Source organism: Vibrio owensii, assembly GCF_002021755.1.
GTDB lineage: Bacteria > Pseudomonadota > Gammaproteobacteria > Enterobacterales > Vibrionaceae > Vibrio > Vibrio owensii.
In genome coordinates, this window is record NZ_CP019959.1 from 325,342 (window position 1) to 347,310 (window position 21,969).

The 21,969-nt window shown below is 44.7% G+C and carries 22 protein-coding genes; 5 read left to right on the plus strand and 17 right to left on the minus strand.

Annotation, left to right across the window (positions count from 1 at the left end; all coding sequences use genetic code 11):
• Positions 1-15 precede the first annotated feature (15 nt).
• The 16 genes from pheS to thrS all read right to left on the minus strand — a co-directional run bounded on the left by pheS (position 16) and on the right by thrS (position 14,875).
• Positions 16-999, minus strand: a complete 984-nt coding sequence (gene pheS / locus A9237_RS01425) for a phenylalanine--tRNA ligase subunit alpha (protein WP_078607349.1) — start codon at positions 997-999, stop codon at positions 16-18.
• A 284-nt stretch (positions 1,000-1,283) separates the two neighbouring features.
• Positions 1,284-2,408: a GGDEF domain-containing protein gene (locus A9237_RS01430; RefSeq protein ID WP_078607351.1), complete on the minus strand. Its 1,125-nt coding sequence runs from the start codon at positions 2,406-2,408 to the stop codon at positions 1,284-1,286.
• A gap of 176 nt (positions 2,409-2,584) precedes the next feature.
• A complete protein-coding gene (locus A9237_RS01435) occupies positions 2,585-3,766 on the minus strand; it encodes a hypothetical protein (RefSeq protein ID WP_078607353.1) in 1,182 nt (393 codons plus the stop codon).
• A gap of 9 nt (positions 3,767-3,775) precedes the next feature.
• Positions 3,776-4,567 (minus strand): outer membrane lipoprotein-sorting protein, encoded by a 792-nt coding sequence (locus A9237_RS01440; protein WP_078607355.1) that lies wholly within the window; start codon positions 4,565-4,567, stop codon positions 3,776-3,778.
• 40 nt (positions 4,568-4,607) lie between these two features.
• A complete protein-coding gene (locus A9237_RS01445; protein ID WP_078607357.1) occupies positions 4,608-6,986 on the minus strand; it encodes an efflux RND transporter permease subunit in 2,379 nt (792 codons plus the stop codon).
• Positions 6,987-7,188: 202 nt separating this feature from the next.
• Positions 7,189-7,977 (minus strand): TetR/AcrR family transcriptional regulator, encoded by a 789-nt coding sequence (locus tag A9237_RS01450; RefSeq protein WP_009705882.1) that lies wholly within the window; start codon positions 7,975-7,977, stop codon positions 7,189-7,191.
• A gap of 170 nt (positions 7,978-8,147) precedes the next feature.
• Positions 8,148-8,957, minus strand: a complete 810-nt coding sequence (locus A9237_RS01455; RefSeq protein WP_009705881.1) for a helix-turn-helix domain-containing protein — start codon at positions 8,955-8,957, stop codon at positions 8,148-8,150.
• A gap of 547 nt (positions 8,958-9,504) precedes the next feature.
• Positions 9,505-9,819 carry a heavy metal-binding domain-containing protein gene (locus tag A9237_RS01460; protein WP_005443150.1) on the minus strand — a complete coding sequence of 105 codons (315 nt, stop codon included), beginning with the start codon at positions 9,817-9,819 and terminating at the stop codon, positions 9,505-9,507.
• Between the two features lies 1 nt (position 9,820).
• Positions 9,821-10,210, minus strand: coding sequence for a VOC family protein (locus A9237_RS01465; RefSeq protein WP_020194858.1), 390 nt, complete (start codon positions 10,208-10,210; stop codon positions 9,821-9,823).
• Between the two features lie 10 nt (positions 10,211-10,220).
• Complete coding sequence (locus A9237_RS01470) at positions 10,221-10,601, minus strand: RidA family protein (protein WP_009705879.1); 381 nt, start codon at positions 10,599-10,601, stop codon at positions 10,221-10,223.
• 15 nt (positions 10,602-10,616) lie between these two features.
• Complete coding sequence (locus A9237_RS01475) at positions 10,617-10,901, minus strand: MazG nucleotide pyrophosphohydrolase domain-containing protein (RefSeq protein WP_005443152.1); 285 nt, start codon at positions 10,899-10,901, stop codon at positions 10,617-10,619.
• Between the two features lie 59 nt (positions 10,902-10,960).
• Positions 10,961-11,506 (minus strand): GNAT family N-acetyltransferase, encoded by a 546-nt coding sequence (locus tag A9237_RS01480; RefSeq protein ID WP_078607359.1) that lies wholly within the window; start codon positions 11,504-11,506, stop codon positions 10,961-10,963.
• Positions 11,507-11,685: 179 nt separating this feature from the next.
• Positions 11,686-12,039 (minus strand): 50S ribosomal protein L20, encoded by a 354-nt coding sequence (gene rplT, locus A9237_RS01485; protein WP_004727974.1) that lies wholly within the window; start codon positions 12,037-12,039, stop codon positions 11,686-11,688.
• Between the two features lie 40 nt (positions 12,040-12,079).
• Entirely contained in the window at positions 12,080-12,274 is a 195-nt protein-coding gene (rpmI, locus tag A9237_RS01490; RefSeq protein ID WP_009705876.1) for a 50S ribosomal protein L35, read from the minus strand.
• 117 nt (positions 12,275-12,391) lie between these two features.
• Positions 12,392-12,892 (minus strand): translation initiation factor IF-3, encoded by a 501-nt coding sequence (infC, locus tag A9237_RS01495; protein ID WP_005443158.1) that lies wholly within the window; start codon positions 12,890-12,892, stop codon positions 12,392-12,394.
• A gap of 54 nt (positions 12,893-12,946) precedes the next feature.
• Positions 12,947-14,875, minus strand: a complete 1,929-nt coding sequence (gene thrS, locus A9237_RS01500) for a threonine--tRNA ligase (protein ID WP_078607361.1) — start codon at positions 14,873-14,875, stop codon at positions 12,947-12,949.
• A 295-nt stretch (positions 14,876-15,170) separates the two neighbouring features.
• On the opposite strand from thrS, the gene A9237_RS01505 reads away from it, so the two are divergent.
• On the plus strand, positions 15,171-16,160 hold the full coding sequence (locus tag A9237_RS01505; protein ID WP_078607363.1) for a DUF3187 family protein: 990 nt from the start codon (positions 15,171-15,173) through the stop codon (positions 16,158-16,160).
• A gap of 5 nt (positions 16,161-16,165) precedes the next feature.
• Here the strand turns inward: A9237_RS01505 and A9237_RS01510 are convergent, their stop codons facing one another.
• Entirely contained in the window at positions 16,166-16,909 is a 744-nt protein-coding gene (locus A9237_RS01510) for a sporulation protein (protein WP_005443164.1), read from the minus strand.
• Between the two features lie 193 nt (positions 16,910-17,102).
• Between A9237_RS01510 and hutC the strand changes: the two genes are divergently transcribed.
• From hutC to hutU, 4 genes are all read left to right on the plus strand, one after another.
• Positions 17,103-17,810, plus strand: a complete 708-nt coding sequence (gene hutC, locus A9237_RS01515) for a histidine utilization repressor (protein WP_005536165.1) — start codon at positions 17,103-17,105, stop codon at positions 17,808-17,810.
• Between the two features lie 120 nt (positions 17,811-17,930).
• Positions 17,931-19,181 (plus strand): imidazolonepropionase, encoded by a 1,251-nt coding sequence (hutI, locus tag A9237_RS01520; RefSeq protein ID WP_078607365.1) that lies wholly within the window; start codon positions 17,931-17,933, stop codon positions 19,179-19,181.
• Position 19,182: 1 nt separating this feature from the next.
• The gene (gene hutG / locus A9237_RS01525) at positions 19,183-20,196 is read left to right on the plus strand and encodes a formimidoylglutamase (protein WP_078607367.1); all 1,014 of its coding nucleotides are present in this window, start codon (positions 19,183-19,185) and stop codon (positions 20,194-20,196) included.
• A gap of 69 nt (positions 20,197-20,265) precedes the next feature.
• Positions 20,266-21,963 (plus strand): urocanate hydratase, encoded by a 1,698-nt coding sequence (gene hutU / locus A9237_RS01530; protein ID WP_020194865.1) that lies wholly within the window; start codon positions 20,266-20,268, stop codon positions 21,961-21,963.
• Positions 21,964-21,969 lie beyond the last annotated feature (6 nt).

The following is a 21,969-nucleotide window of genomic DNA, read 5'->3' on the forward strand; positions in this document are numbered from 1 at the left end:
GATTTATCCCCTGGATTACTTGAACTGTTTTAGGAAACGAAGATCGTTCTCGAAGAACGCACGTAGGTCGTTTACGCCGTAACGAAGCATTGTTAGACGCTCAACACCCATACCGAATGCGAAACCAGAGTATTTTTCAGGGTCGATGCCTACGCTACGTAGTACGTTCGGGTGAACCATACCGCAGCCTAGTACTTCTAGCCATTTACCGTTTTTGCCTTTCACATCAACTTCTGCTGAAGGCTCAGTGAATGGGAAGTAAGATGGACGGAAACGTACTTCCACTTCTTCTTCGAAGAAGTTACATAGGAAATCGTGCAGGATGCCTTTTAGCTGTGCGAAGTTCACGTTCTCATCAACCAACATGCCTTCCACTTGGTGGAACATTGGCGTGTGCGTTTGGTCGTAGTCGTTACGGTATACACGGCCTGGTGCGATGAAACGGAATGGTGGTTTACCATTTTCCATCGTACGGATCTGTACGCCTGACGTGTGAGTACGAAGCATCAAATCTGGGTTGAAGAAGAAAGTATCGTGGTCAGTACGCGCTGGGTGATCAGCTGCGATGTTTAGTGCATCAAAGTTGTGGAATGCATCTTCGATTTCTGGACCAGACTCTGTGTTAAAGCCAAGTTCGCCAAAGAACTTCTCAATACGCTCAACAGTACGAGTAACTGGGTGTAGACCACCGTTCTCGATACGACGACCTGGTAGTGTCACGTCGATCGTTTCTGCTGCTAGCTTCGCTTCTAGCTCTGCACGTTGTAGTGCATCTTTACGAGCTGCGACAGCTTGCTGAACTACGCCTTTCGCTTTGTTGATCTCTTGACCAGCTTCACGGCGCTCTTCTGGTGGTAGTTTACCTAGGCTTTGAAGTTGAGCAGTTAGCTCACCTTTTTTACCTAGATACTGAACACGCACTTCATCAAGTACGACTAGCGATTCTGCAGTTTCAATTGCTGCGCTCGCGTTAGCAATGATCTCTTCTAGATGTTGCATCGTTTCCTCATCTACCTATTGGTAGTATCCATAAGGGAGTGATTGGTTTTTTGATAGCTGTACATAGTAGCCAAACGCGCCACCAAAGCCAAATTGAATTATGAAAAGAAGAGGTTATTGAATAAAAAGAACACAAAAACGTAAAAAAAGCAGCCTTGTCTAGGAATAACGCCCATTTTATCGAGGTTGTTTTTGCATAAGAGGCCAAAGAAAGTCACTGGTATTGTTCTTATCAAGCGGGAAAAGAAGCCCGTTTTCTTTGGCGAACTAACATGAGAAGTAATCTAGTTTAAAGGCGTCAGTTTTTGTACGGTTTGAACTCGGTTTTTACCGTTCTGTTTTGCCAAGTAAACGCCCTCATCTGCAACTCGAATCAAATCCGTGTAGGTTTCCATATTGTCTCGACGCTCTGCAACACCAACACTGATGCTCCCTCGCCAAGGTTCGAATGAAGTAGGAACAAGCATATGGGAGACCTGCTTTCTCACCGCCTCTGCCACATGCAAACCACCCTCTAATCCAGTATCTGGACAAATCACGAAAAACTCATCACCACCCAAACGACACACAATGTCATCACTGCGGAAGTAGTGCTTCAATGCTTGCGCGAGTTCGGTTAGGACTAAGTCCCCGGCTTCATGGCCGCAGGTATCATTCACCTGTTTAAAGTAATCGGCATCGATCATGATACAAACCAAAGGCTGGTCTTTAGCGTCCTCATCCTTCCACAATTCCTTAAGCGTTTTTATCGCGCTTCTACGATTTGGTAACTGGGTTAATGAGTCGGTCAAGGACAAGGCTTCTAGCTGTTTATTTGCATTCGATAACTGCTTCGTCCTTTCGTCCACCTTTTCCTCTAGAACTAGGTTCAGCTTGAGTAACTCTCGATTTCGCTCGGAAACTTGCGAAAATAGCGCATTTAGCGCGTCAAGCAGCGGCTCTGTTGAGGCATTAGCTTGTTTTTCTTGCTCTTCATACGCTGCTTTTGGAGACATGCCGGATTGAATCGCCGCCACTTGTTTGGACATATTCTGATCGATGCCAAGAATGTGGTACGCCAGCCAATGAATAAGGAAATCCAGTAACTGTTCGGCTGCACGCTTATTTTCTTCATTGATGAAGCTTTGCATGCTGATGATATCGCTCATGAACGCGCGATGGACTTGGATATGTTTCTGTAGATGCTCAGGATAGATCCCCACTTCGCGCATCAAGTTCTCTTCTTCTTTGAAGTGGAACTCGGCGTAACGAGAAAGATCAAACAAGGCGACTTGAATATCGGTCAGGGAGATGCTGTTTTGCGCCAAAAGTTCGCCGTACTTATTGATGAAGCCGACTAAATACTGGTGTTGCTCATCAACTTGTTCGATTCCAGTTTCGAAATATGTGTCCCAACGAAATGAATTCAACGCTACTACTCCTGAGTAAAACCAGTGAGTATTGATAGTTGCTTATATACAACTATCAATACCACAATAAACATAAGGAATAGTATCGACAAATCTTCCTTAACGCTTTAGCAGTCAGTCAAAATAATGACGTGGATCTACTTGCCTCCAACTTTTCGATTAGTTTATCTACCAATTTAAAAATAATACTGGATAGAGAGTTCGATAAAGTCGTCGTCCCGTGCGAAATAAAGCAGGTCCGTTGACGTGTCATTTTTAAACAACCAAGCATCGATTTGCCACTTGAAATGATTTGAAATGCGGCTGGAAGCCTCAAGTTTTGCGTTGTACACATCTGAGTTGTCGAGATCTTGCGTTATACCCGTAAGAATTTCTGTGCCGTCTTCGTCATTGAGTGCTAAACGAATGCCTGCAAAGACATCATTTTGACCGATGTTTTGCGCATTGTTACCACGGCTATCATAGAGATACTCACCAATAATGCCTACGTCCCATACCGTATCAAAAGCGCCTACTATCGTGTATTCAAAACCCGTCACGACGCCGACATGATTGTCGAAGCTATCGCGGTAGACACTCTCTAGCTTCCATAACCAATCGCCCACGATGCCTTGAACATCCAGCCCAACATGACTCATGAGGGCGTAGTAAGGTTTTAACTCTCCTTGATCAAACCGAAAATACGGGTCACGGTTTGTTCCATAGACATAGCTTAAACCTACATCCCAATCGCCGAACATTTGTGCGTACCGAAAAGCGACATCAACATGCTTTTCTTCTCGGCTAGATTCATACAGCGCATCATCAGAGACAACAGGATCAATCCTCAAACGTCCATCTTTACCTGCAAATGTTCGCTCACGAAAATAGGGCAATAACATCGCATCCACCGTCCCCCAATCTTTGATAGAAGTAAAATGAACCATAGGTTGGCCGAGCTTATCTTCTCCATCAACCGCCTCTATCGCATCAATTTGGTTTACAACATCAACCAAGTGCGCAGACTCTGTGACGCCCCAAAACACCTTACTGATGCCAACTCGGAGTTCGTAATCATCCCAATAGGTTAAATATAAAGCTTCTCGAATATCACCATGAGTACGCTCATCATCCATGCTATCCCAGCGATAAAAAGGCGTGAAAGTGAAACTCGCATCACCGTCTTGCAGCTCCCAATAAAGCTCGGGTTGCAACACGAGTGATGTTTGCCCTTTGTCTTGCCCCTGAGCACCGTCAGTGAAAAACTGGCGATGCTCGATATTGACCTGCCCCGCTAGTTCAACGCCAAACAAAGGCGAAGAACACAGCATGGCCGTAATGCCAGCCAAGGTTCGGCTTGCAGCGATTGCCCTAGTCATTCAACCTCCCTACTTAACGCGCTTAAGGACGTTTTTGTTGAAATCGTTGTCTTTCAAACCAGTCTGGAACGTCAATTCGCTGGTCGTCAGTTCCGTACTTTTGCCCGTTTGGTGATTCGTCATGGCCATGGTGTGAGCGCGCCAGTATTGATTCAGATACTGTTTGTAGTCGGAGAATAAAAGTGTTTTTAACAACGCGCCTTTGCGGTCATAAAATTCTACTTTCAGAGGACGATAGTGCGCCTTGTCCAACCAAACCACCTGCTTGGTGTAACCGGAGTTTTTATCTGTCGGGATTTGCTCTAATACAAACGCCTCTTGGTCATTCATCGTTTCATCTTTTAGGTAATTGAAACGGTATTTTTCGATCTCGAATGAGCTCAGGTCTTCATAAGCAAACTCACTGCCCATAAACGGACCGGACTTATTGCGTGAAGCAATACGTTTTACACGCTTAAGAGCCGGTAGGTAGAGCCATTGGTCATCTGCACCAACAGTATGGGAATGGTTCAGGAATGCTGTGCCTTTTACATCACGTGGCTCATCAAAAATGGTCAACCCTTTGTCACCATCATCGGCAATCTCAAGTGATTTCAAGCGCATCAAACGCGTACTGCTCTCCCCTTGTGCATTGCGAAGGATCATTTGCATGGTTGCCACCGAATCCCCCCAACCTTCATCACGAGCTTTGCGCTCCTGTGCAATCTCTAATCCTTTTGCCTCATCTGCCCATGTAAAAGGCGAAAGCAAAAGTGAAACCGATAACGCGGCGACTTTGAATGGTGTTTTAACTAGTTTCATCATGTGTTCCTTGTCTTAATTCCTGAAGTTCGTTTCTCGATTACAACGGTGTCGCCGTAACGTTTTTCTCAGATTCTGAAGGTGTTTTTTTCGTCCCTGTGTTTTGTGAGTAAGCGGCCTTATCAAACAGCATCAACAAAGTCGGTAAGAATAAGAAATCCACTACTAAAGCGATAAAGATGACAATCGCGCTGAGTTGGCCCATATCAGCATTCAAACGGAAGCTCGACATGGCCAACACCGAAAAGCCTGCCACCAAGACAACAGTGGTAATCCAGAGCGCGCGCCCAACAGTATGGAAGGCGTAACGCACTGCCTGTTCGGCGGTTTGGCCTTCTTTTCGGGCACGCTGATATTTGGAAAGGAAGTGAACGGCATCATCGACCACAATCCCGAGCGTCAATGTGACAACAACAGATAGCCCGAGGTTGATTTCACCTGAGATAAGCGCCCAGAGACCAAAGCCAATCACGGCTGGTGCGATGTTTGGCACCAAGCTGATCAAACCAAGTTTGAGAGAGCGAAGCGCAAAGATAAGCAGCGCGGAAATGAGCACTAATGTAATAGGTAAAGTAGAGAGCATACTCGCCATGTTGGTCTCACCAATGTGGGCGAACATCAAAGAAGGGCTCGAAGCAACTACTTCATATTGAGGGGCATTGTCAGCAAACCAAGCATAGATACGATTCTCAAGATCAACCAATTCAACACTGCCTAAGTTATCGACGGTGAGGACCATTTTAATTGACGATTTATCAACATTGATTTGGTTATTTAGGTCGAGTCCATACGGCAAGGACATCTCATAAAGCAACAGATATTGCGCAGCCAGTTCACGATTTTGTGGCAACGCGTAGTAGCTTTCATCGTCACCATGCATGTTCTTGTTGAGACGTTTATACACATCCGCTAGCGTCGCGACATGGTCAGTTTCTGGTTGAATTCGCAGCCAATCCGTAAACCCACCAATAGCATTGAGAAATACCGGGTCTGCAATCCCTTGTGACTCGTTAGTTTTAATCGCAATACTGATGTTGGTCATGCCACTGATGCGCGCCTCCATAAAGTCGGCAGCTTGGCGAAAATCACTGCGGTTATCGAAGTACTTCACGGATTCATCATTGACGCGATTCAAAGGAATCAAACTCGCGCTGACTGCAATAACCAAAACAGATGCTGGCAGTAACGCTTTGCGATGTGTAACAACAAAGTCGCCCAGTTTATCCATAAAGTCAGACTTGCCGTTCGAAGGCGTTTGCTTAACATTGATAGGAAGCAACTTCAGCAAGGCTGGGAGAAGCGTGACAGAAAGGAAGCATGCGATCATTACGCCTAACGCTGACAAGTTGCCGAAGTCTCTCAATACCGGAGAATCGGACATATTCATCATCAAAAAGCCGATAGCTGTGGTCACTGAAGTGATCAGAATTGGCATGAAGTTAAGTGAAATACTTCTCTCGATAGAATGCGCTTTGCTAAAGCCATTTTGCATCGAGTGGCGCATGGTGGTGATGACATGCACACAGTCAGCAACGGCAAGTGTCATCACTAGTGTTGGCACATTAACGGTCGCCGTGCTCAAGAACATGCCCGCCCAACCAGAAAGCCCCATTGTCGCCATGACTGAGCCGATTATAACGATCAAAGTGGCGACGACACTCAAGAATGAGCGCAACATAATGGTCAAGAACACCAAGATCACTAACAGCATGGTTGGCACCAATGTCGAGCTGTCCTCCTGCGCTGCCGTCATAAACGCATAGTTCATGGCGATAATGCCTGCTTTATGGAACTCAACATTTGGGTACTTCTCTTGGTAACGCTCTAGCATTGCACTTATATGGGACATCACCTCTTGCACTTCGGCCGTCTTGTCTATTTCTGGCAGTTGAACAGTAATGTTCACAACCGTTACGTCCCCTTTTTCCGAAATCAATGCGCTTTTCAATACAGGTTCTGACAACGCAATGCTTTTGACTTTAGCGATGCGTTCAGGGGTTAGCTCATAGTCTTCGTACAACAAATCCTCGACGAGAAGATCGTCTTCAAACGCTTCGGTATGTTGGTAGTTGGCGATAGAGTCAACACGACTGGAATAAGGCACTTGCCACGAATCGACGGTGAGGCTTTGTATAAGTTGGAGGATTTCCGGAGTGAAGACGTCGTTGTTGGCTGGTGCAACAACAATGGCGAGATTGTCTGTTTTAGCAAAAGTGGTTTGAATTTCATCGAACGCCAATAACTGCTTATTGGTGCCATCGAAGAAGATATTGTAGTCACCACGAAAATAAAGGTTCTTTCCTCCTATTGTCGCGATAACAACGAGTAATACTGTGGCCAGTAGTACCCATATACTGTACTTGGTTGGAATCTTCCCCCATTGAGCAGAGGAAGCTTGTTGAGCTTGGTGGTGTTTCATCACACTCTCCCTTTGTGACGTTTCGTCATAAAACGGAGTTAAAAAAGCAGCATTAGCTGTTCTCTAATTCCAGATACGTTTCTAACGCGATCTCTACACCGATTTAATTAGAAGTATTGGTGTAAAAATCATCGTTATTGACGATCCGTCAAATAGTGTGATTAAAAAGCCAATCCGCTGGTTTGATTGGCTTGTTGCTTACTTAACGATTGACTGAGTCAAGATAAGCAAGCTCTTCACTGAATAATTCCTGCTCTACTCGACGCCAGGTTTTGCGGTAATCCCACTCAGTTGAGAGCGGTAACCAGCCCAAACCGTCAAGTAACATATTGGCGTTATGGAGCACTGAGAAAGGGTCTTGCAAGCGCTGTATGCATCGACTATTTGACGCATTTTGCGCAAGCGCATTAGAACCAAAAGCAATAGACCAGTTTGCGAATACAATGGCATCAGAGCCTACTGCGGGTGAGAATTTTAAATCTCCAACTTCTACCGCATGGTTCACTAATGCATCCGCACCAGAAATCACTTCCTCTTCAAGCTTATTCAATTCATTTAGGCGGGCCGGAGAGGCTTTCTCAATCACCCAAGGGGTTTTAGCAACAATTGCGCACGTCGATAAGACAGGCTCCATGCGAGCGTAGATTCGGTAGCCCACATGCATTGCAATGATCTTCTCACGAGTATTGCCATCAAAGTTGGCCGTGCGTTCAAAAAACACCGCCTCACTTTTTAGAGAATGGATACAAAGCGCGAGAATCACATCTTCTTTGCTGCAGAAATGGTTGTAGATTGTCCCTTTTGAGTAAGGGCTTGCGGCGGTCAGCTTATCCATGGTGAGATTCGCAAACCCCTGCTCTTGAACCAATGACTTTGCAAGTTGGATTAACTCCACCTCACGATCGGCGATCGCTTGTTGTTTCTTAGTCAAACCAGAAACCACACGACACCCTTCTTGTTTGTCATTTTTCTTGCAGCCAAAGTTAAACATATTTCCCTGTTCCGTATCCCTGTATAACCCAAATGAAGTGTAACACGAATATGGTTTGCAGAAACGACATCACATTTCTGACGAATCGTCATAATTGACACTTCGTCATAATAGTTCAACAAATAAACATTTCAACAATGAATTTATAAATCATTAAAAATAACTAGAGATTATATCGAGAGACTCGGCTTATCCCCTGCGGATGCTATCGCATAACGAATATCATCAATAAAGTTTGTCTCTGTTTGAACGATACCATCTGAAAAAGTAACGGGCTGATGTGGGCCTGCAATCAAAAGGACATTGGTAAAATCGGATACGTTAAAGTTCTCTGCCACTACATTTTTCGAATGAAAATCAAGCACAGTATTCGCGACCTGTTCTTCCAAGATAAGCAGTTGTTCTTCTGTGATTTTCATGCGAGACAAAGCGACTCGAACACACTTCTCGTGCGTGGTCGTTTGATCCTTGATGATCTCTGTGTACTTGTCGTTAAGCTTCGAGTTTTCAGCATAGCTGTAGTAAAGCGGACCATGCAGCGTAATGTTGTTTTCTTCATCAACATAAACCAGATCAAGTAATTCTAGCGCGCCTAAATAGTCCGACATACTTTGTTTCGAGAGGTCATACTTTTTCATTAGGATGGTATAGCCGTCTTTCCCACGAAGCATCCGTAATTCTCGATAAAAATCGTAAAGATGAGGAAATTGGAAAAAGACTTCGTCTTGCGTGTGGCTAAAGTAATCTTGATCCTCAGCTTGAAGTTGATTTGCCAACTTCTGCAACTCATCGAGGGTGCAGTCAACCGCGCGGCAATACTCGAGTAGCTTATCTAAAGCAAGGTTAGTACTAGTTAAATGACGTTTAAAAGTGGACAACGGCATGCCCATTTTCTCAGATAACTCTCGATATGTTAGCCCTTTAGTTTTTATCGCTTGTCGTAATGCGGCTAACAAGTACTCGGGAGTGAGTTCTCTCATCTACAATTCCTTATGGCAATGTTACAGCTGTATAGTATTTGTAACAATTTAGAATCACTTCGCAAGGCATAAGTTCATATTTTTATAAGAAAACTTTGAATTAATATACTTTCATTCACATTTATGATGTTAATACTGGCACTTAAAATGCATTCAGTTTCATTATAAGTTGTTATCAAAATAGATTATAAACATGTTAATCAACATGCTATTCGTCGCATTAACTACTAACTTGAGCGTTTTCTCAGAGTATTTCCGACTTAAGACATCACAAAAACTTAGAATATTTACCCTACAAAACATGCAACCCGAAATGCATAATTATTCAAATTACATATGCTAAATCTCTATCTATTATTTTTTGCGAACGCTACGATCCGGATCAATAAGGTGAGTATGTAGGAACATTAGGTAGGCGTCAGAAATGCAAACGCAGAACATCACTGCCGAGATTCTGCGTTTCACTTAAAATGGATAATCGAGTTGGAGCTTACTAACCCATTCTATTGATCATGAGTTAGCAACACATCGCGCTGGCTAGTCGCTCTTAAACAAGCTTTACTGCAGTGCCAAATGCAAGAATCTCTGAAGAACCATCAACGATCGAACTGGTGGTGAAACGAATACCGACAACAGCATCTGCTCCTAGGTTCGCGGCATCCTCTACCATTCGTTGAATAGCAATATTTCGGGCTTCCGTCATCATTTCGGTGTAGCCACGAATCTCACCACCAACAATGCTTTTTAAGCCAGCCATGAAATCACGTCCAATGTGCTTTGACTGAACCACATTTCCCGTCACAACACCTTTTATCTCAGCAATCTCTCGTCCAGGAATCGTCTCGGTTGTTGAATAAATCATGTTATACCTCAGTAAGATAGTTAGATAACTCAATTAAGTTACCATCTGGGTCTCTAATGTAAACCGATAGGATGTTACCAATTGCACCTGTCCGTTGAACGGGGCCATCAATAACCTCGATAGAATGGGAGTCTAAATGGGAGAGCACGTTTGCAATTGGCGTATCACATACAAAACACAAATCGGCACTCCCAGAGGCCACCTGACTCGCCTTAGGTTCAAATTCATTGCCAAGCTGATGAAGGTTGATTTTTTGTCGTCCATATACCAAAGCGACACGTCCTTCCCCAAAAGTAACACTTTCCATACCGAGAACTTGTGTATAGAAATCCAGTGTGGTTTGAATGTCTTTAACGGTCAGTACAAGGTGATCCAAGCGGTTTATTTTCATTAAAGCCTCTCTACAATGCTTCAGATGAGATGACTGCCTCAATCTCAATAGATAAGTCGGGGTGAATCAAACGGCTCACCTCGACTAAAGAACAAGCAGGTAAATACCCTTCATAGAAGTCGAATAATACCGACCGAATCTCTGGCAATTGGTTCATGTCGGTTACAAATATCGTCAGCTTGACGAGATCGCGTTTCTCTCTTTGTTCTTCAGTGAGTATCTGCGACAAGTAAGACAGAATCGTTTTCGTTTGCTCGATTAGGCTTTCACTTTGACTTGGTGAACCCATAGCTGTCAGCCCTGACACATACAAGGTCTCACAATGTCTTGTCGCATGAACATAAGGACCAGAAATTTGCGGCAAAAATTCGTAACTGATTCGTTGAACCATGTAGTTTCCCCTTCCCTAGCGGTTGTATTTTCGTTTGTTCAGTATCTCTTTCACTTCGTGCGTTTGTTCTAAATCTATTTCATAAACATTGGCTAATGCACAAACATAATAGAGTACGTCGTAGAGTTCTTCCGCGATTGTTCCTTTAATTGTGTCCTCTGTCGGTTGTCCAGTGGCGTCATTCCTAATCGATTCAGACAACTCACCCACTTCTTCAATCAGTTTGAGGAAATAATGCTGTTTCTGTTCCGGGTCGTGATCAAACTCTTTTATATGCGCTTGTAGTTGTCGAATATCCATTTCTAATCCTTTTGTTTGTAATCCTAATAAACCCTACCATAAGTAGATAACAGAATGATTTAACGCGATATACCTTTACTTAGGACAATGCAATGGTACTCGCGCCCTAACTCATGCTCAGTATCATCAAATTGCTCTATGTGATTGAAGCCTTGCTTATACCAAAAGCGAAAAGCGTCAGTATTCTCAACGTACACGTTTAGCATGGTTTTATTGAAAGACGCATACTCAAGAGCAACGTCCAATACACTATCGACGATTTCCTTTCCTAAACCTCTACATTGATAGTCAGGAATAAGACACAACATAGGGATCCATAAACACCCTTTGTACGGAAAATTCAGTTCGAGTTGGATATAACCTATCGGCTCCCCCTCCTGTGTCGATATTTTTCTGAGGTAAAAAGCTTCGAGGTCATCGGGATTTTTTGGTAGAGAACTCTTTGAAATCAGCGCTTGATATTCTGCAATTGGCCAATCACGAAAAGTATGGTCATAAACCACTTTTTGGTGATTAGAATCGAATAGAGATTTGGCTAGCTCAGCCTGTGTTGTATCAAAAGTAGAAAAGATTAAACGCTTTGATTCCCAATAGCTCGGTAACACAGATGCTCCTTATCCATGACTTGATGAGTAGAGGAAAAATAGCAAATCCAGCCATTAGAGCAACTGATTTGGTCAGAGTTGGGATATGAACGGGAAACGGGAGAATTTATGGTAGAAGAAACAGAAAGCAATAAAAAAGGAGAGCTAATGCTCTCCTTCTCTTAATCCTAAACTGCTAATTAAAGAGCAGCTTTCGCTTTTTCAACTAGAACAGCAAATGCTGCTTTGTCGAATACTGCGATGTCCGCTAGGATCTTACGGTCGATCTCGATAGATGCTTTCTTAAGACCGTTGATGAAACGGCTGTAAGATAGACCATTTTGACGAGATGCTGCGTTGATACGTGCAATCCATAGTTGACGGAATTGACGTTTCTTAGCGCGACGGTCACGGTAAGCGTATTGACCAGCTTTAGTAACTGCTTGGAAAGCTACGCGGTAAACACGTGAACGTGCACCGTAGTAACCTTTAGCTTGTTTTAGAACTTTCTTATGACGTGCACGAGCTTGTACACCACGTTTTACGCGAGGCATTATGCTTCTCCTAAACTAAACGATTGATAACTAAAAAGAATTAAGCGTATGGCAACATACGAACAACTGCAGCAACTTCACAACGTGGAAGAATTGCATTTGGACGTAGCTGACGCTTGTTCTTAGTAGTACGCTTAGTCAGAATGTGACGTTTTGTAGCGTGCTTGTACTTAATACCACCAGCAGTTTTCTTAAAACGCTTAGCAGCACCTTTGTTGGTTTTCATCTTAGGCATGATGAATAACTCCGCATTGAGTAGGTTTAATAAACAACGTAATTAGGGCGAACAAAACCCAGCCGTTTACCTTTAAAAGGGAAACGGCCAGGTCTTAATTACTTGATGAGCCGTTAATTACTTCTTTTTAGGGGCAAGAACCATGATCATCTGACGACCTTCGATCTTACTTGGGAAAGATTCCACTACAGCAAAGTCTACAGTGTCTTCTTTCAAGCGATGAAGAACGTCAACACCGATGTCTTGGTGTGCCATTTCTCGGCCACGGAAGCGAATTGTTACCTTCACTTTGTTGCCTTCTTCAAGGAAACGCGTCAGGTTGCGTAGTTTTACCTGATAGTCTCCAATATCAGTTCCAGGACGGAATTTTACTTCCTTAATCTGAACCTGTTTTTGCTTTTTCTTCTGCTCTTTAGCAGATTTGCTCTTTTCAAAGAGGAATTTGCCGTAGTCCATAACACGACAGACTGGCGGCTCAGCGTTAGGACTGATTTCCACAAGATCCATGCCTGCTTCTTCAGCAGCTGCGATCGCTTCTTGAATCGATACAACACCAACTGATTCACCGTCAGCGCCAGTTAGTCGAACTTCACGAACGCCACGAATTTCACCGTTCATACGGTGTGGGTTTTGTTTTACCGGCTGTTGGCCGCGTCTTCCGCCTTTAATAGCTTATTCCTCCAGATTGAGCTTACGGCTAGAGATCTCGTCTTGGATGTATGCGATAAAATCATCCACTTTAAATTTGCCGAGATCTTTACCTTTACGAGTACGTACTGCGATTTCGCCTGCTTCCATCTCTTGGTCACCGACTACAAGCATATACGGTACACGCTTCAAAGTGTGTTCGCGGATTTTAAAGCCAATCTTCTCATTTCTCAAGTCCGCTTTAGCTCTAATTCCACTTTTTTGTAGTTTTTGTACTACTTCTTGAACATATTCTGATTGTTTATCAGTAATGTTCATAAGAATTGCCTGTTCTGGCGCCAACCAAGTTGGGAAGAAACCAGCATATTCTTCGATAAGGATACCAATGAAACGCTCTAGTGAACCTAGAATTGCACGGTGAATCATTACCGGTACAAGACGTTCATTGTTTTCACCTACATAAGTTGCACCTAGGCGACCTGGTAGGTTGAAGTCTAGCTGAACAGTACCACACTGCCACGCACGGTCTAGACAGTCGTATAGAGTGAATTCGATCTTAGGACCGTAGAATGCACCCTCGCCTTCTTGAATTTCGTATGGGATTTTCATCGATTCAAGAGATTGTTTCAATGCTTCTTCAGATTGATCCCAGATTTCGTCTGAACCTACACGTTTTTCTGGACGAGTGGACAGCTTCACTACGATATTGTCGAAACCAAATGTTTGGTACGTATCGTACACCATCTTGATACAGTTTGTTACTTCTTCTTGAATTTGGCTCTCAGTACAGAAAATGTGAGCGTCATCCTGAGTAAAGCCACGTACACGCATAATACCGTGTAGTGCACCAGATGGTTCGTTACGGTGACATGAGCCAAACTCAGCCATGCGTAACGGTAGGTCGCGGTACGATTTAAGACCTTGGTTAAAGATCTGTACGTGACCTGGACAGTTCATTGGCTTGATTGCGTACTCACGGTTTTCAGAAGAAGTCGTGAACATTGCATCTGCGTATTTGTCCCAGTGACCAGAGCGTTCCCAAAGAACACGGTCCATCATTAGCGGACCTTTTACTTCTTGGTAACCGTACTCATCTAACTTAGAGCGGATGAATACTTCTAGATCACGGAAAACAGACCAACCATTGTGATGCCAGAACACCATGCCAGGTGCTTCTTGCTGCATGTGGAATAGGTCTAGTTGCTTACCGATCTTACGGTGGTCACGCTTCGCCGCTTCTTCCAAGCGAGTTAGGTGCGCTTTCAGTGCTTTCTTATCGTGGAAAGCAGTACCGTAGATACGTTGAAGCATTTTGTTGTCGCTGTTACCACGCCAGTAAGCACCCGCAACATTCAATAGAGTGAAATGTTGGCAGAAGCTCATGTTAGGAACGTGAGGACCACGACACATGTCGATGTATTCTTCATGGTGGTAAAGACCTGGACGATCATCACGAGATACGTTTTCGTCTAGGATTTCCACTTTGTATGGTTCGCCACGTGATTCAAACGTATCACGTGCTTCCTGCCAGCTCACTTTTTTCTTAACAACTTCGTACTTGGTTTTCGCTAGCTCTTTCATACGCTTTTCAATCTTTTCAAGATCTTCTTGCGTTAGAGACTCATCTAAGTCGATGTCGTAGTAGAAGCCATTGTCGATGGTTGGACCAATCGCCATTTTAGCTTGTGGGTAAAGCTGCTTAAGAGCGTGACCAAGAAGGTGAGCACATGAGTGACGAACGATTTCTAGACCGTCGACTTCATCTTTTACTGTGATGATTTCAAGGCTTGCGTCTTCTTCAATTAGATCGCACGCATCAACGCGGTTACCGTTTACACGACCAGCGATAGTTGCTTTTGCAAGACCAGGACCGATCGATTGCGCAACTTCCATAGTAGAAACTGGGTTGTCAAATTGACGCTGACTGCCGTCAGGAAGAGTAATAATAGGCATGCTATGTCCTTTACAGTGGTGTTGCACACCAAGCAACACATGTTATTCAAATTAGAAGATATTTCGAGAGTCGATGACGGTCGCTCAGTAACACGAATACCGGACCTTCATCGGAACAAGGATTGTACATAGCTCACATTTAGAATGCAAAGTGCGATTTCAAAATGTCATTGAAACTTCATCACAGCAAATTCATCGATAAGCAAAGATTGAGGAATTAATACAATTGAACGGCATTCAAAACATGATAAGACTATAGTTAATCTATTGAGTAATCTCACTTTAGGCTCTCATCATGATGGATTTAAGATGGCAACCTACGCTCATGAGTTGCACCATTCTCCTATCTGCGCCGGCTATCTGCGCTTCAGATTTGTATGGTCCACTACGTTCCTATGCTCAATCTCCAGTGCAAGTTGTCAGCCACACGAACATACTTCGCTCCGGATATGCCCTCCCCTCTGGTTATGTTGAAGCGTATGGTTCGGGCACAATTGCTAGTGTCTGGGCGCATACCAGCGACTATTCACTAGACTATTACCACAACCAACTCGAGTTAGGCGGTAAGTGGCAAATCAATGAAAAGTGGCAATGGGAACTGAACTATCGTTGGGTCTTTGCTGCGGATAACCATTTAGATGGATTGACCGAAAGCTTTCATGACCTGTTTGGTATTGGACAAAATGGACGTGATGAAGTCGACAAGAACCGCTTTTATATGTCGATGCCTGACTACGACATTTTAATAGAGGATTTTGAAGGTGAAACGCTAGCGAACAACCTCTCAACGTATATCCAATACCAAATAATACAAAATGAACATCATGGTTTGTCTGTTGGTGGAAGTCTCTACTATAACGATGTTGCTCATGGCTCTTTCAAAGGCAACAGTTTTGAGCAAGGGGTACAAATCAACTACACCTATCGATTCAATGCAGCCAATGTGTTCTATTCGATGGCCGGAATGACCTTTAGAAACAGTGATAAAGCACTCGCTGATCTCCCCTATCGACATAACACCGCCGCCTTTGCTGGCGGTTATCGCTATGCACTAAAAAACAATCACCACTTCATACTTGAATACCATTGGTATCAAGGTTCGACAGAAGGGCCAAGTGAGTTTGCCGACGCATCGAATGAGTTCGTGATTGGGTATCGTTATTTAATGGAGAACTCTGCCATAGAAGTCATGGCGATTGAGAATGCGAGGAATATGGATAACAGTACCGATATCGCCTTTACATTTGGATATCGGTACTTGTTCGCTCCAGATAATGAGAGCTAGAAATATTACAGATTCAATGTTGGCGCAATGGCTGCCGCAACTTGTGAATCAGAAGCCCCAATCGGTAACGAGAACGAACGGTATTGGTCACCCGACATACTAAACGAGCGGTCAATCTCTGCTAAACAGTGGATAGTCCCACCATCTAAGATAAAGGAAAGCTCTATCTCTTTCGTAGAAACGAAGCCGTTATTGCGGAATTCTAATTCTTGGTAAATACCCGAACGTGAAGAGAAGGTATTCCCACGCAAGAAGCCTTTTTCAACATCTGCTTTTACCATCGTAAAACCGGCTTGCTCTATCGCTTGAATCACACGAGCAGCAACAGGCAAAGGTTTAACCTCAATGTAATCACGATCGCGAGGGTCTATCGCAAAGCCGATGTCCAGTGTGGTCTCTACCCAAACATGACACTGGTTTTTATGTGCGTTAACGGCTGTGATGGGCGTTTCATCGTGCAGTTTGAGTTCAAAAGGTACTTGTTTTTCTTCATTCGGTTGAATGACAAACGGCTCAACCGCTTTCAATTGATCAATGGTGAAAGTTTGGTAGCTAACGCTATCGTCTTCTTCCACCTTCATTTCTGTGTTCAATTTAATGGTAATGGCATCGATTTGTTGCTCAACATCACCGCCTTTAATTTGAACGTGACCACGCAAAGTCGCGCCTTGATACACACTCATCTCATCTAAAATCGTATCTACTTTTGCTGAGCCGATACCGAGTGACGCTTTTAGTTTTTTAAACATGCGATTCCTTTGTGACTGTCTGTTTTCTTTATTCTGATAAGTCTCTGTTTACACAACTGATGAAACTCCTGCAAGCAATAGACGACAAGAATGCGGACTAATTCCTTTTATCACTGCACAAAATACGTATGTCTGTTTGCAATTTGTCTATAGATTACGCACTATTTGTATAGTCAATTAAAAGGAAACCTTTATGTCTGCACCACTCTATATGCAAATCAAACGATTTATCCTCGATAAAATTGATTCGGGTGAGTGGATGGTTGGTCATCGTATCGCAACAGAAATCGAATTGACGGAACAGTTTGGTGTGAGCCGCATGACCGTCAACAAAGCGATCCGAGATTTAGTAAATGAAGGCAAACTTCAACGCCGACCACGCCTCGGTACCTTTGTTTGCGATCCGGCAGAAAAGTCTGAATCTCCACTTTTAGACATTCGCAACATTGCCGATGAAATCAGTAACCGCGGACGAGAACATCACAGTGAAGTGTTGCAACAAATCTCCATCAAAGCCGATGACAGTATTGCGACCAAGCTTGGCGTCATGCTTGGCACCACGGTGTTTTACAGTGAGATTGTCCATTTTGAAGACCACACTCCTATCCAACTAGAGCTGCGTTGGGTCAACAGCCAATATGCGCCCAACTACTTGCAACAAGATTTCACTTGTATGACGCCAAACCAGTACTTGTCGGGCAACTGTCCACTCAGTGCCATCGAACATACTGTCGAAGCGATTATCCCCGACGCTCGTGTAAAACAAGACCTAAAAATGCAAGCCAACGAGCCGTGTTTGCTGTTGAATCGTCGAACATGGAGTCAAGATAAACTGGTCAGCACAGCTCTCCTTTATCATCCGGGCAACAAGTACAAATTAAGCTCTAAGATCCTGCTATAAACTAGGCGTTACTTCTTCGTTTTGATCACATTTCAGCAACATTAGCCTTGTCAGTGATGCTTTTTTCTCCTATTTATTTGTATATACATTTAAAGATACAAATCAGAAGGAAACATCAGAATGGATTTGCTGATTGAAAATGCACGCCTCGTCACTATGCAAGAAGGAGAACAAGGTTACCTAACCTCTCCCCTTGCTCGCGTCGGCATTCGGTCAGGAAAAATTGTTGCACTCAGTACCGCAGCAAAAGGCGAAGACAGTGCAGAAACTGAATCCATCCTGAATCCGGACCACTACGAACAAACCATTGATCTTCAAAGCAAGCTTTTGTTGCCAGGTTTGATTGATTGCCACACTCATCTTGTATACGCCGGAAATCGAGCCAACGAGTTTGAAATGCGTCTCAATGGTGTGCCTTATGAAGAAATCGCCAAGCAAGGCGGCGGTATTCTCTCTACCGTTCATGCCACTCGTGCTGCCAGTGAAGAGCAACTTATTGAGCTCGCTCTACCACGTTTAGATGGGTTACTTGCCAGTGGCGTTACCTCTATCGAGGTTAAGTCTGGTTACGGTCTCACGCTAGGTGATGAAATCAAGATGCTGCGAGCAGCCAAAGCCTTAGAGCAAGAGCGCAAAGTCAAAATCACCACAACCCTGCTCGCCGCTCATGCACTTCCACCAGAATTTAAAGACCGAGCTGACGATTACATCCAACATATTTGTGATGACATTATTCCCCTCGTGGCAGAAAAAAAGCTCGCCACCAGCGTCGATGTGTTTTGTGAATCGATTGGTTTTAACTTAGCGCAAACAGAGCGTGTCTTTGAGGTGGCAAAAAAACATGGCTTGCATGTGAAAGGTCATACTGAGCAGCTCTCTGATTTAGGTGGTACGGCGCTAACAGCCCAATACAATGGTCTTTCTGCCGATCATATTGAATATCTCGATGAAATTGGCGTACGTGCCCTTGCCAACTCTTCTACCGTGGCAACCTTGCTCCCTGGTGCATTTTACTTCTTACGTGAAACCCAATTACCACCTATCGATTTACTTAGAACGCACAAGGTGCCAATGGCAATAGCGACAGATATCAACCCTGGCACGTCGCCGTTCGCAGATTTAACCCTGATGATGAACATGGCTTGTACTCTGTTCCGCCTAACGCCACAAGAAACGCTGCGTGGTGTTACCCAGAATGCAGCAAAAGCATTGGGTTATGGGGAATCTCGTGGCGTGATTGAAGTCGGTTATGACGCTGACTTCTCAATTTGGGATATCGAACACCCGGCAGACCTCAGTTACCAAGTCGGCGCAAAACGTTTGGTAGGTCGTATAGTCAATGGTGAATATGTCTCTCACGGAGGACTGTAACATGGCTCAATCAGATCCAAATACCGCTCCATTTCACTGGCAAGGTCGCCACGATGCAGAAGATGGAGAACTGGGTAAACGCGTTCACCACGTGATTAAAAATATTTCTGTCGAAGAGTTACCGAGCAAAAGCGAAGGCGTCTCGATCCTTGGTTTTGCTACCGATGCGGGTGTTGCCAGAAATAAAGGCCGTATCGGCGCGAAAAAGTCACCGGATTTGATCCGTCGTGCCCTAGCCAATCTCGCTTGGCACCAAGATGCGCCGCTTTATGACCTTGGTACTGTCGTTTGCGAAGACGACTTACTAGAGAGCAGCCAATCGCAATGCGCGACCACGGTTGCTCAAGCACTACCCCACACGCCGGTCGTCGTCCTAGGTGGCGGGCACGAGATCGCCTGGGCGTCATTTTCTGGGTTGGCCGAATACTTCAAAACTCATCACCCAGAAAAGCAGCCGAAGATTGGCATAATCAACTTCGACGCACATTTTGACCTACGCGCTTTTAAAAGTTCGCTGGCAGATGTAAAACCGAGCTCAGGGACACCATTTAATCAAATCCATCACTTCTGCCAACACAATGATTGGAAGTTTCATTACGCTTGCATCGGTGTCAGTCGCAGCAGCAATACCAAAGCACTATTCCAGAAAGCGGACGAACTCAATGTTTGGTATGTGGAAGACAAACAGCTTTGCTACATGAATCACAGCTACCATTTAACGCAGCTACAGCACTTTATCGATGACTGCGATTACCTCTATCTAACGATTGATTTGGATGTGTTCCCTGCGGCAACAGCACCGGGTGTAAGCGCTCCAGCGGCGAGAGGGGTTAGCTACGACATCATTTCGCCGTTTCTCGACCGAATCCTACATTACAAAAACAAACTCATGCTTGCAGACATTGCCGAGTACAACCCCACGTATGACGTCGATAGTCAAACCGCTCGATTGGCAGCCCGCTTATGTTGGGACATCGCTAATGCTATGGCAGAGAAAAACGACAAGCCTAAATAAATAAACCCAATAACGATTAAATAGCCAAGCACAGACTTGGTGTACACGTGAAACTAAAGGAGTCTTAAAATGACACAGCGCCAAGGACAAGATCCACGACTTGATACCAGCAGAACAATTCGTGCTCCACGCGGTACCGACCTGCGCGCCAAATCTTGGCTGACGGAAGCCCCACTTCGTATGCTGATGAACAACCTTGACCCAGACGTAGCTGAGCACCCTCACTCGCTCGTTGTATACGGTGGTATCGGTCGAGCAGCACGAAATTGGGAATGCTTCGATAAGATTGTTGAAGTGTTAGAAAGACTCGACGATGACCAAACTCTTCTCGTTCAATCAGGCAAGCCCGTGGGCGTTTTCCCGACTCATAAAAATGCGCCACGCGTTCTGATTGCGAACTCAAACCTAGTTCCACATTGGGCCAATTGGGAGCACTTCAATGAGCTCGATAAAGAAGGCCTGATGATGTACGGACAAATGACTGCAGGTAGCTGGATTTACATCGGTTCACAAGGCATTGTTCAAGGCACTTACGAGACGTTTGTCTCAGTAGCTAAAAAGCACTTTAACGGCGACGCGAAAGGTCGTTGGATTTTAACTGGCGGCCTTGGCGGTATGGGCGGCGCTCAACCTCTAGCTGGCACAATGGCAGGTTTCTCAATGATTGCTGTTGAGTGTGACGAATCACGTATCGATTACCGTCTGCGCACAGGCTACGTCGACAAGAAAGCTACATCGCTGGATGAAGCGCTGGCGATGATCAAAGAGTCCGACACGCCTATTTCTGTCGGTCTACTAGGTAACGCAGCAGACATCTTCCCAGAGCTTGTGGAACGTAACATCACACCAGATGTAGTAACAGACCAAACCTCTGCACACGATCCACTGAACGGCTACTTACCTCAAGGTTGGAGCATGTCTCATGCAGCAGAAATGCGCTTGCAAGACGAAGCCGGCGTAGTGAAAGCGGCGAAACAATCAATGGCTGTACAAGTTCAAGCCATGCTAGAGCTGCAAAACCGCGGTGCTGCAACACTGGATTACGGTAACAACATCCGTCAAATGGCTCTGGAAGAAGGCGTCGAAAACGCGTTTGATTTCCCAGGTTTCGTACCGGCTTACATTCGTCCTTTATTCTGTGAAGGTATTGGGCCATTCCGTTGGGCAGCGTTGTCTGGCGACCCAGAGGACATCTACAAAACCGACCAAAAAGTTAAAGAGCTGATTCCAGATAACCCTCACCTACACAACTGGCTAGACATGGCACGTGAACGCATTCAGTTCCAAGGTTTGCCTGCACGTATCTGTTGGGTAGGTCTGAAAGACCGCGAGCGCCTTGGTCAAGCCTTTAATGAAATGGTGAAAAACGGTGAACTGAAAGCACCGGTCGTTATTGGCCGTGATCACTTAGACTCTGGCTCGGTAGCCAGCCCGAACCGTGAAACCGAAGGTATGATGGATGGCTCTGATGCCGTATCAGATTGGCCATTACTTAACGCCCTATTGAACACAGCAGGTGGTGCAACTTGGGTATCACTTCACCATGGTGGCGGCGTTGGTATGGGCTTCTCTCAACACTCAGGTATGGTGATTTGTTGTGACGGTAGTGATGATGCGTCTGAGCGTATTGCTCGTGTTCTTCACAATGACCCAGCGACGGGGGTTATGCGTCATGCCGATGCGGGATATGACATCGCAAAACAATGTGCAGCTGAGCAAAAACTGGATTTGCCAATGCTCAATGAAGAACTGAAAAAGCTGAAGTAAGGATGA

What these genes read in the sequence shown, in the direction of transcription:
- pheS (WP_078607349.1), bottom strand. Translation starts at nt 999, where the DNA reads ATGCAACATCTAGAAGAGATCATTGCTAACGCGAGCGCAGCAATTGAA.
- A9237_RS01435 (WP_078607353.1), bottom strand. Translation starts at nt 3,766, where the DNA reads ATGACTAGGGCAATCGCTGCAAGCCGAACCTTGGCTGGCATTACGGCC.
- A9237_RS01440 (WP_078607355.1), bottom strand. Translation starts at nt 4,567, where the DNA reads ATGAAACTAGTTAAAACACCATTCAAAGTCGCCGCGTTATCGGTTTCA.
- A9237_RS01445 (WP_078607357.1), bottom strand. Translation starts at nt 6,986, where the DNA reads ATGAAACACCACCAAGCTCAACAAGCTTCCTCTGCTCAATGGGGGAAG.
- A9237_RS01450 (WP_009705882.1), bottom strand. Translation starts at nt 7,977, where the DNA reads ATGTTTAACTTTGGCTGCAAGAAAAATGACAAACAAGAAGGGTGTCGT.
- A9237_RS01455 (WP_009705881.1), bottom strand. Translation starts at nt 8,957, where the DNA reads ATGAGAGAACTCACTCCCGAGTACTTGTTAGCCGCATTACGACAAGCG.
- A9237_RS01460 (WP_005443150.1), bottom strand. Translation starts at nt 9,819, where the DNA reads ATGATTTATTCAACAACCGAGACGATTCCTGGACGAGAGATTGCTGAG.
- A9237_RS01465 (WP_020194858.1), bottom strand. Translation starts at nt 10,210, where the DNA reads ATGAAAATAAACCGCTTGGATCACCTTGTACTGACCGTTAAAGACATT.
- A9237_RS01470 (WP_009705879.1), bottom strand. Translation starts at nt 10,601, where the DNA reads ATGGTTCAACGAATCAGTTACGAATTTTTGCCGCAAATTTCTGGTCCT.
- A9237_RS01475 (WP_005443152.1), bottom strand. Translation starts at nt 10,901, where the DNA reads ATGGATATTCGACAACTACAAGCGCATATAAAAGAGTTTGATCACGAC.
- rplT (WP_004727974.1), bottom strand. Translation starts at nt 12,039, where the DNA reads ATGCCTCGCGTAAAACGTGGTGTACAAGCTCGTGCACGTCATAAGAAA.
- rpmI (WP_009705876.1), bottom strand. Translation starts at nt 12,274, where the DNA reads ATGCCTAAGATGAAAACCAACAAAGGTGCTGCTAAGCGTTTTAAGAAA.
- infC (WP_005443158.1), bottom strand. Translation starts at nt 12,892, where the DNA reads ATGAACGGTGAAATTCGTGGCGTTCGTGAAGTTCGACTAACTGGCGCT.
- thrS (WP_078607361.1), bottom strand. Translation starts at nt 14,875, where the DNA reads ATGCCTATTATTACTCTTCCTGACGGCAGTCAGCGTCAATTTGACAAC.
- A9237_RS01505 (WP_078607363.1), top strand. Translation starts at nt 15,171, where the DNA reads ATGATGGATTTAAGATGGCAACCTACGCTCATGAGTTGCACCATTCTC.
- A9237_RS01510 (WP_005443164.1), bottom strand. Translation starts at nt 16,909, where the DNA reads ATGTTTAAAAAACTAAAAGCGTCACTCGGTATCGGCTCAGCAAAAGTA.
- hutC (WP_005536165.1), top strand. Translation starts at nt 17,103, where the DNA reads ATGTCTGCACCACTCTATATGCAAATCAAACGATTTATCCTCGATAAA.
- hutI (WP_078607365.1), top strand. Translation starts at nt 17,931, where the DNA reads ATGGATTTGCTGATTGAAAATGCACGCCTCGTCACTATGCAAGAAGGA.
- hutG (WP_078607367.1), top strand. Translation starts at nt 19,183, where the DNA reads ATGGCTCAATCAGATCCAAATACCGCTCCATTTCACTGGCAAGGTCGC.
- hutU (WP_020194865.1), top strand. Translation starts at nt 20,266, where the DNA reads ATGACACAGCGCCAAGGACAAGATCCACGACTTGATACCAGCAGAACA.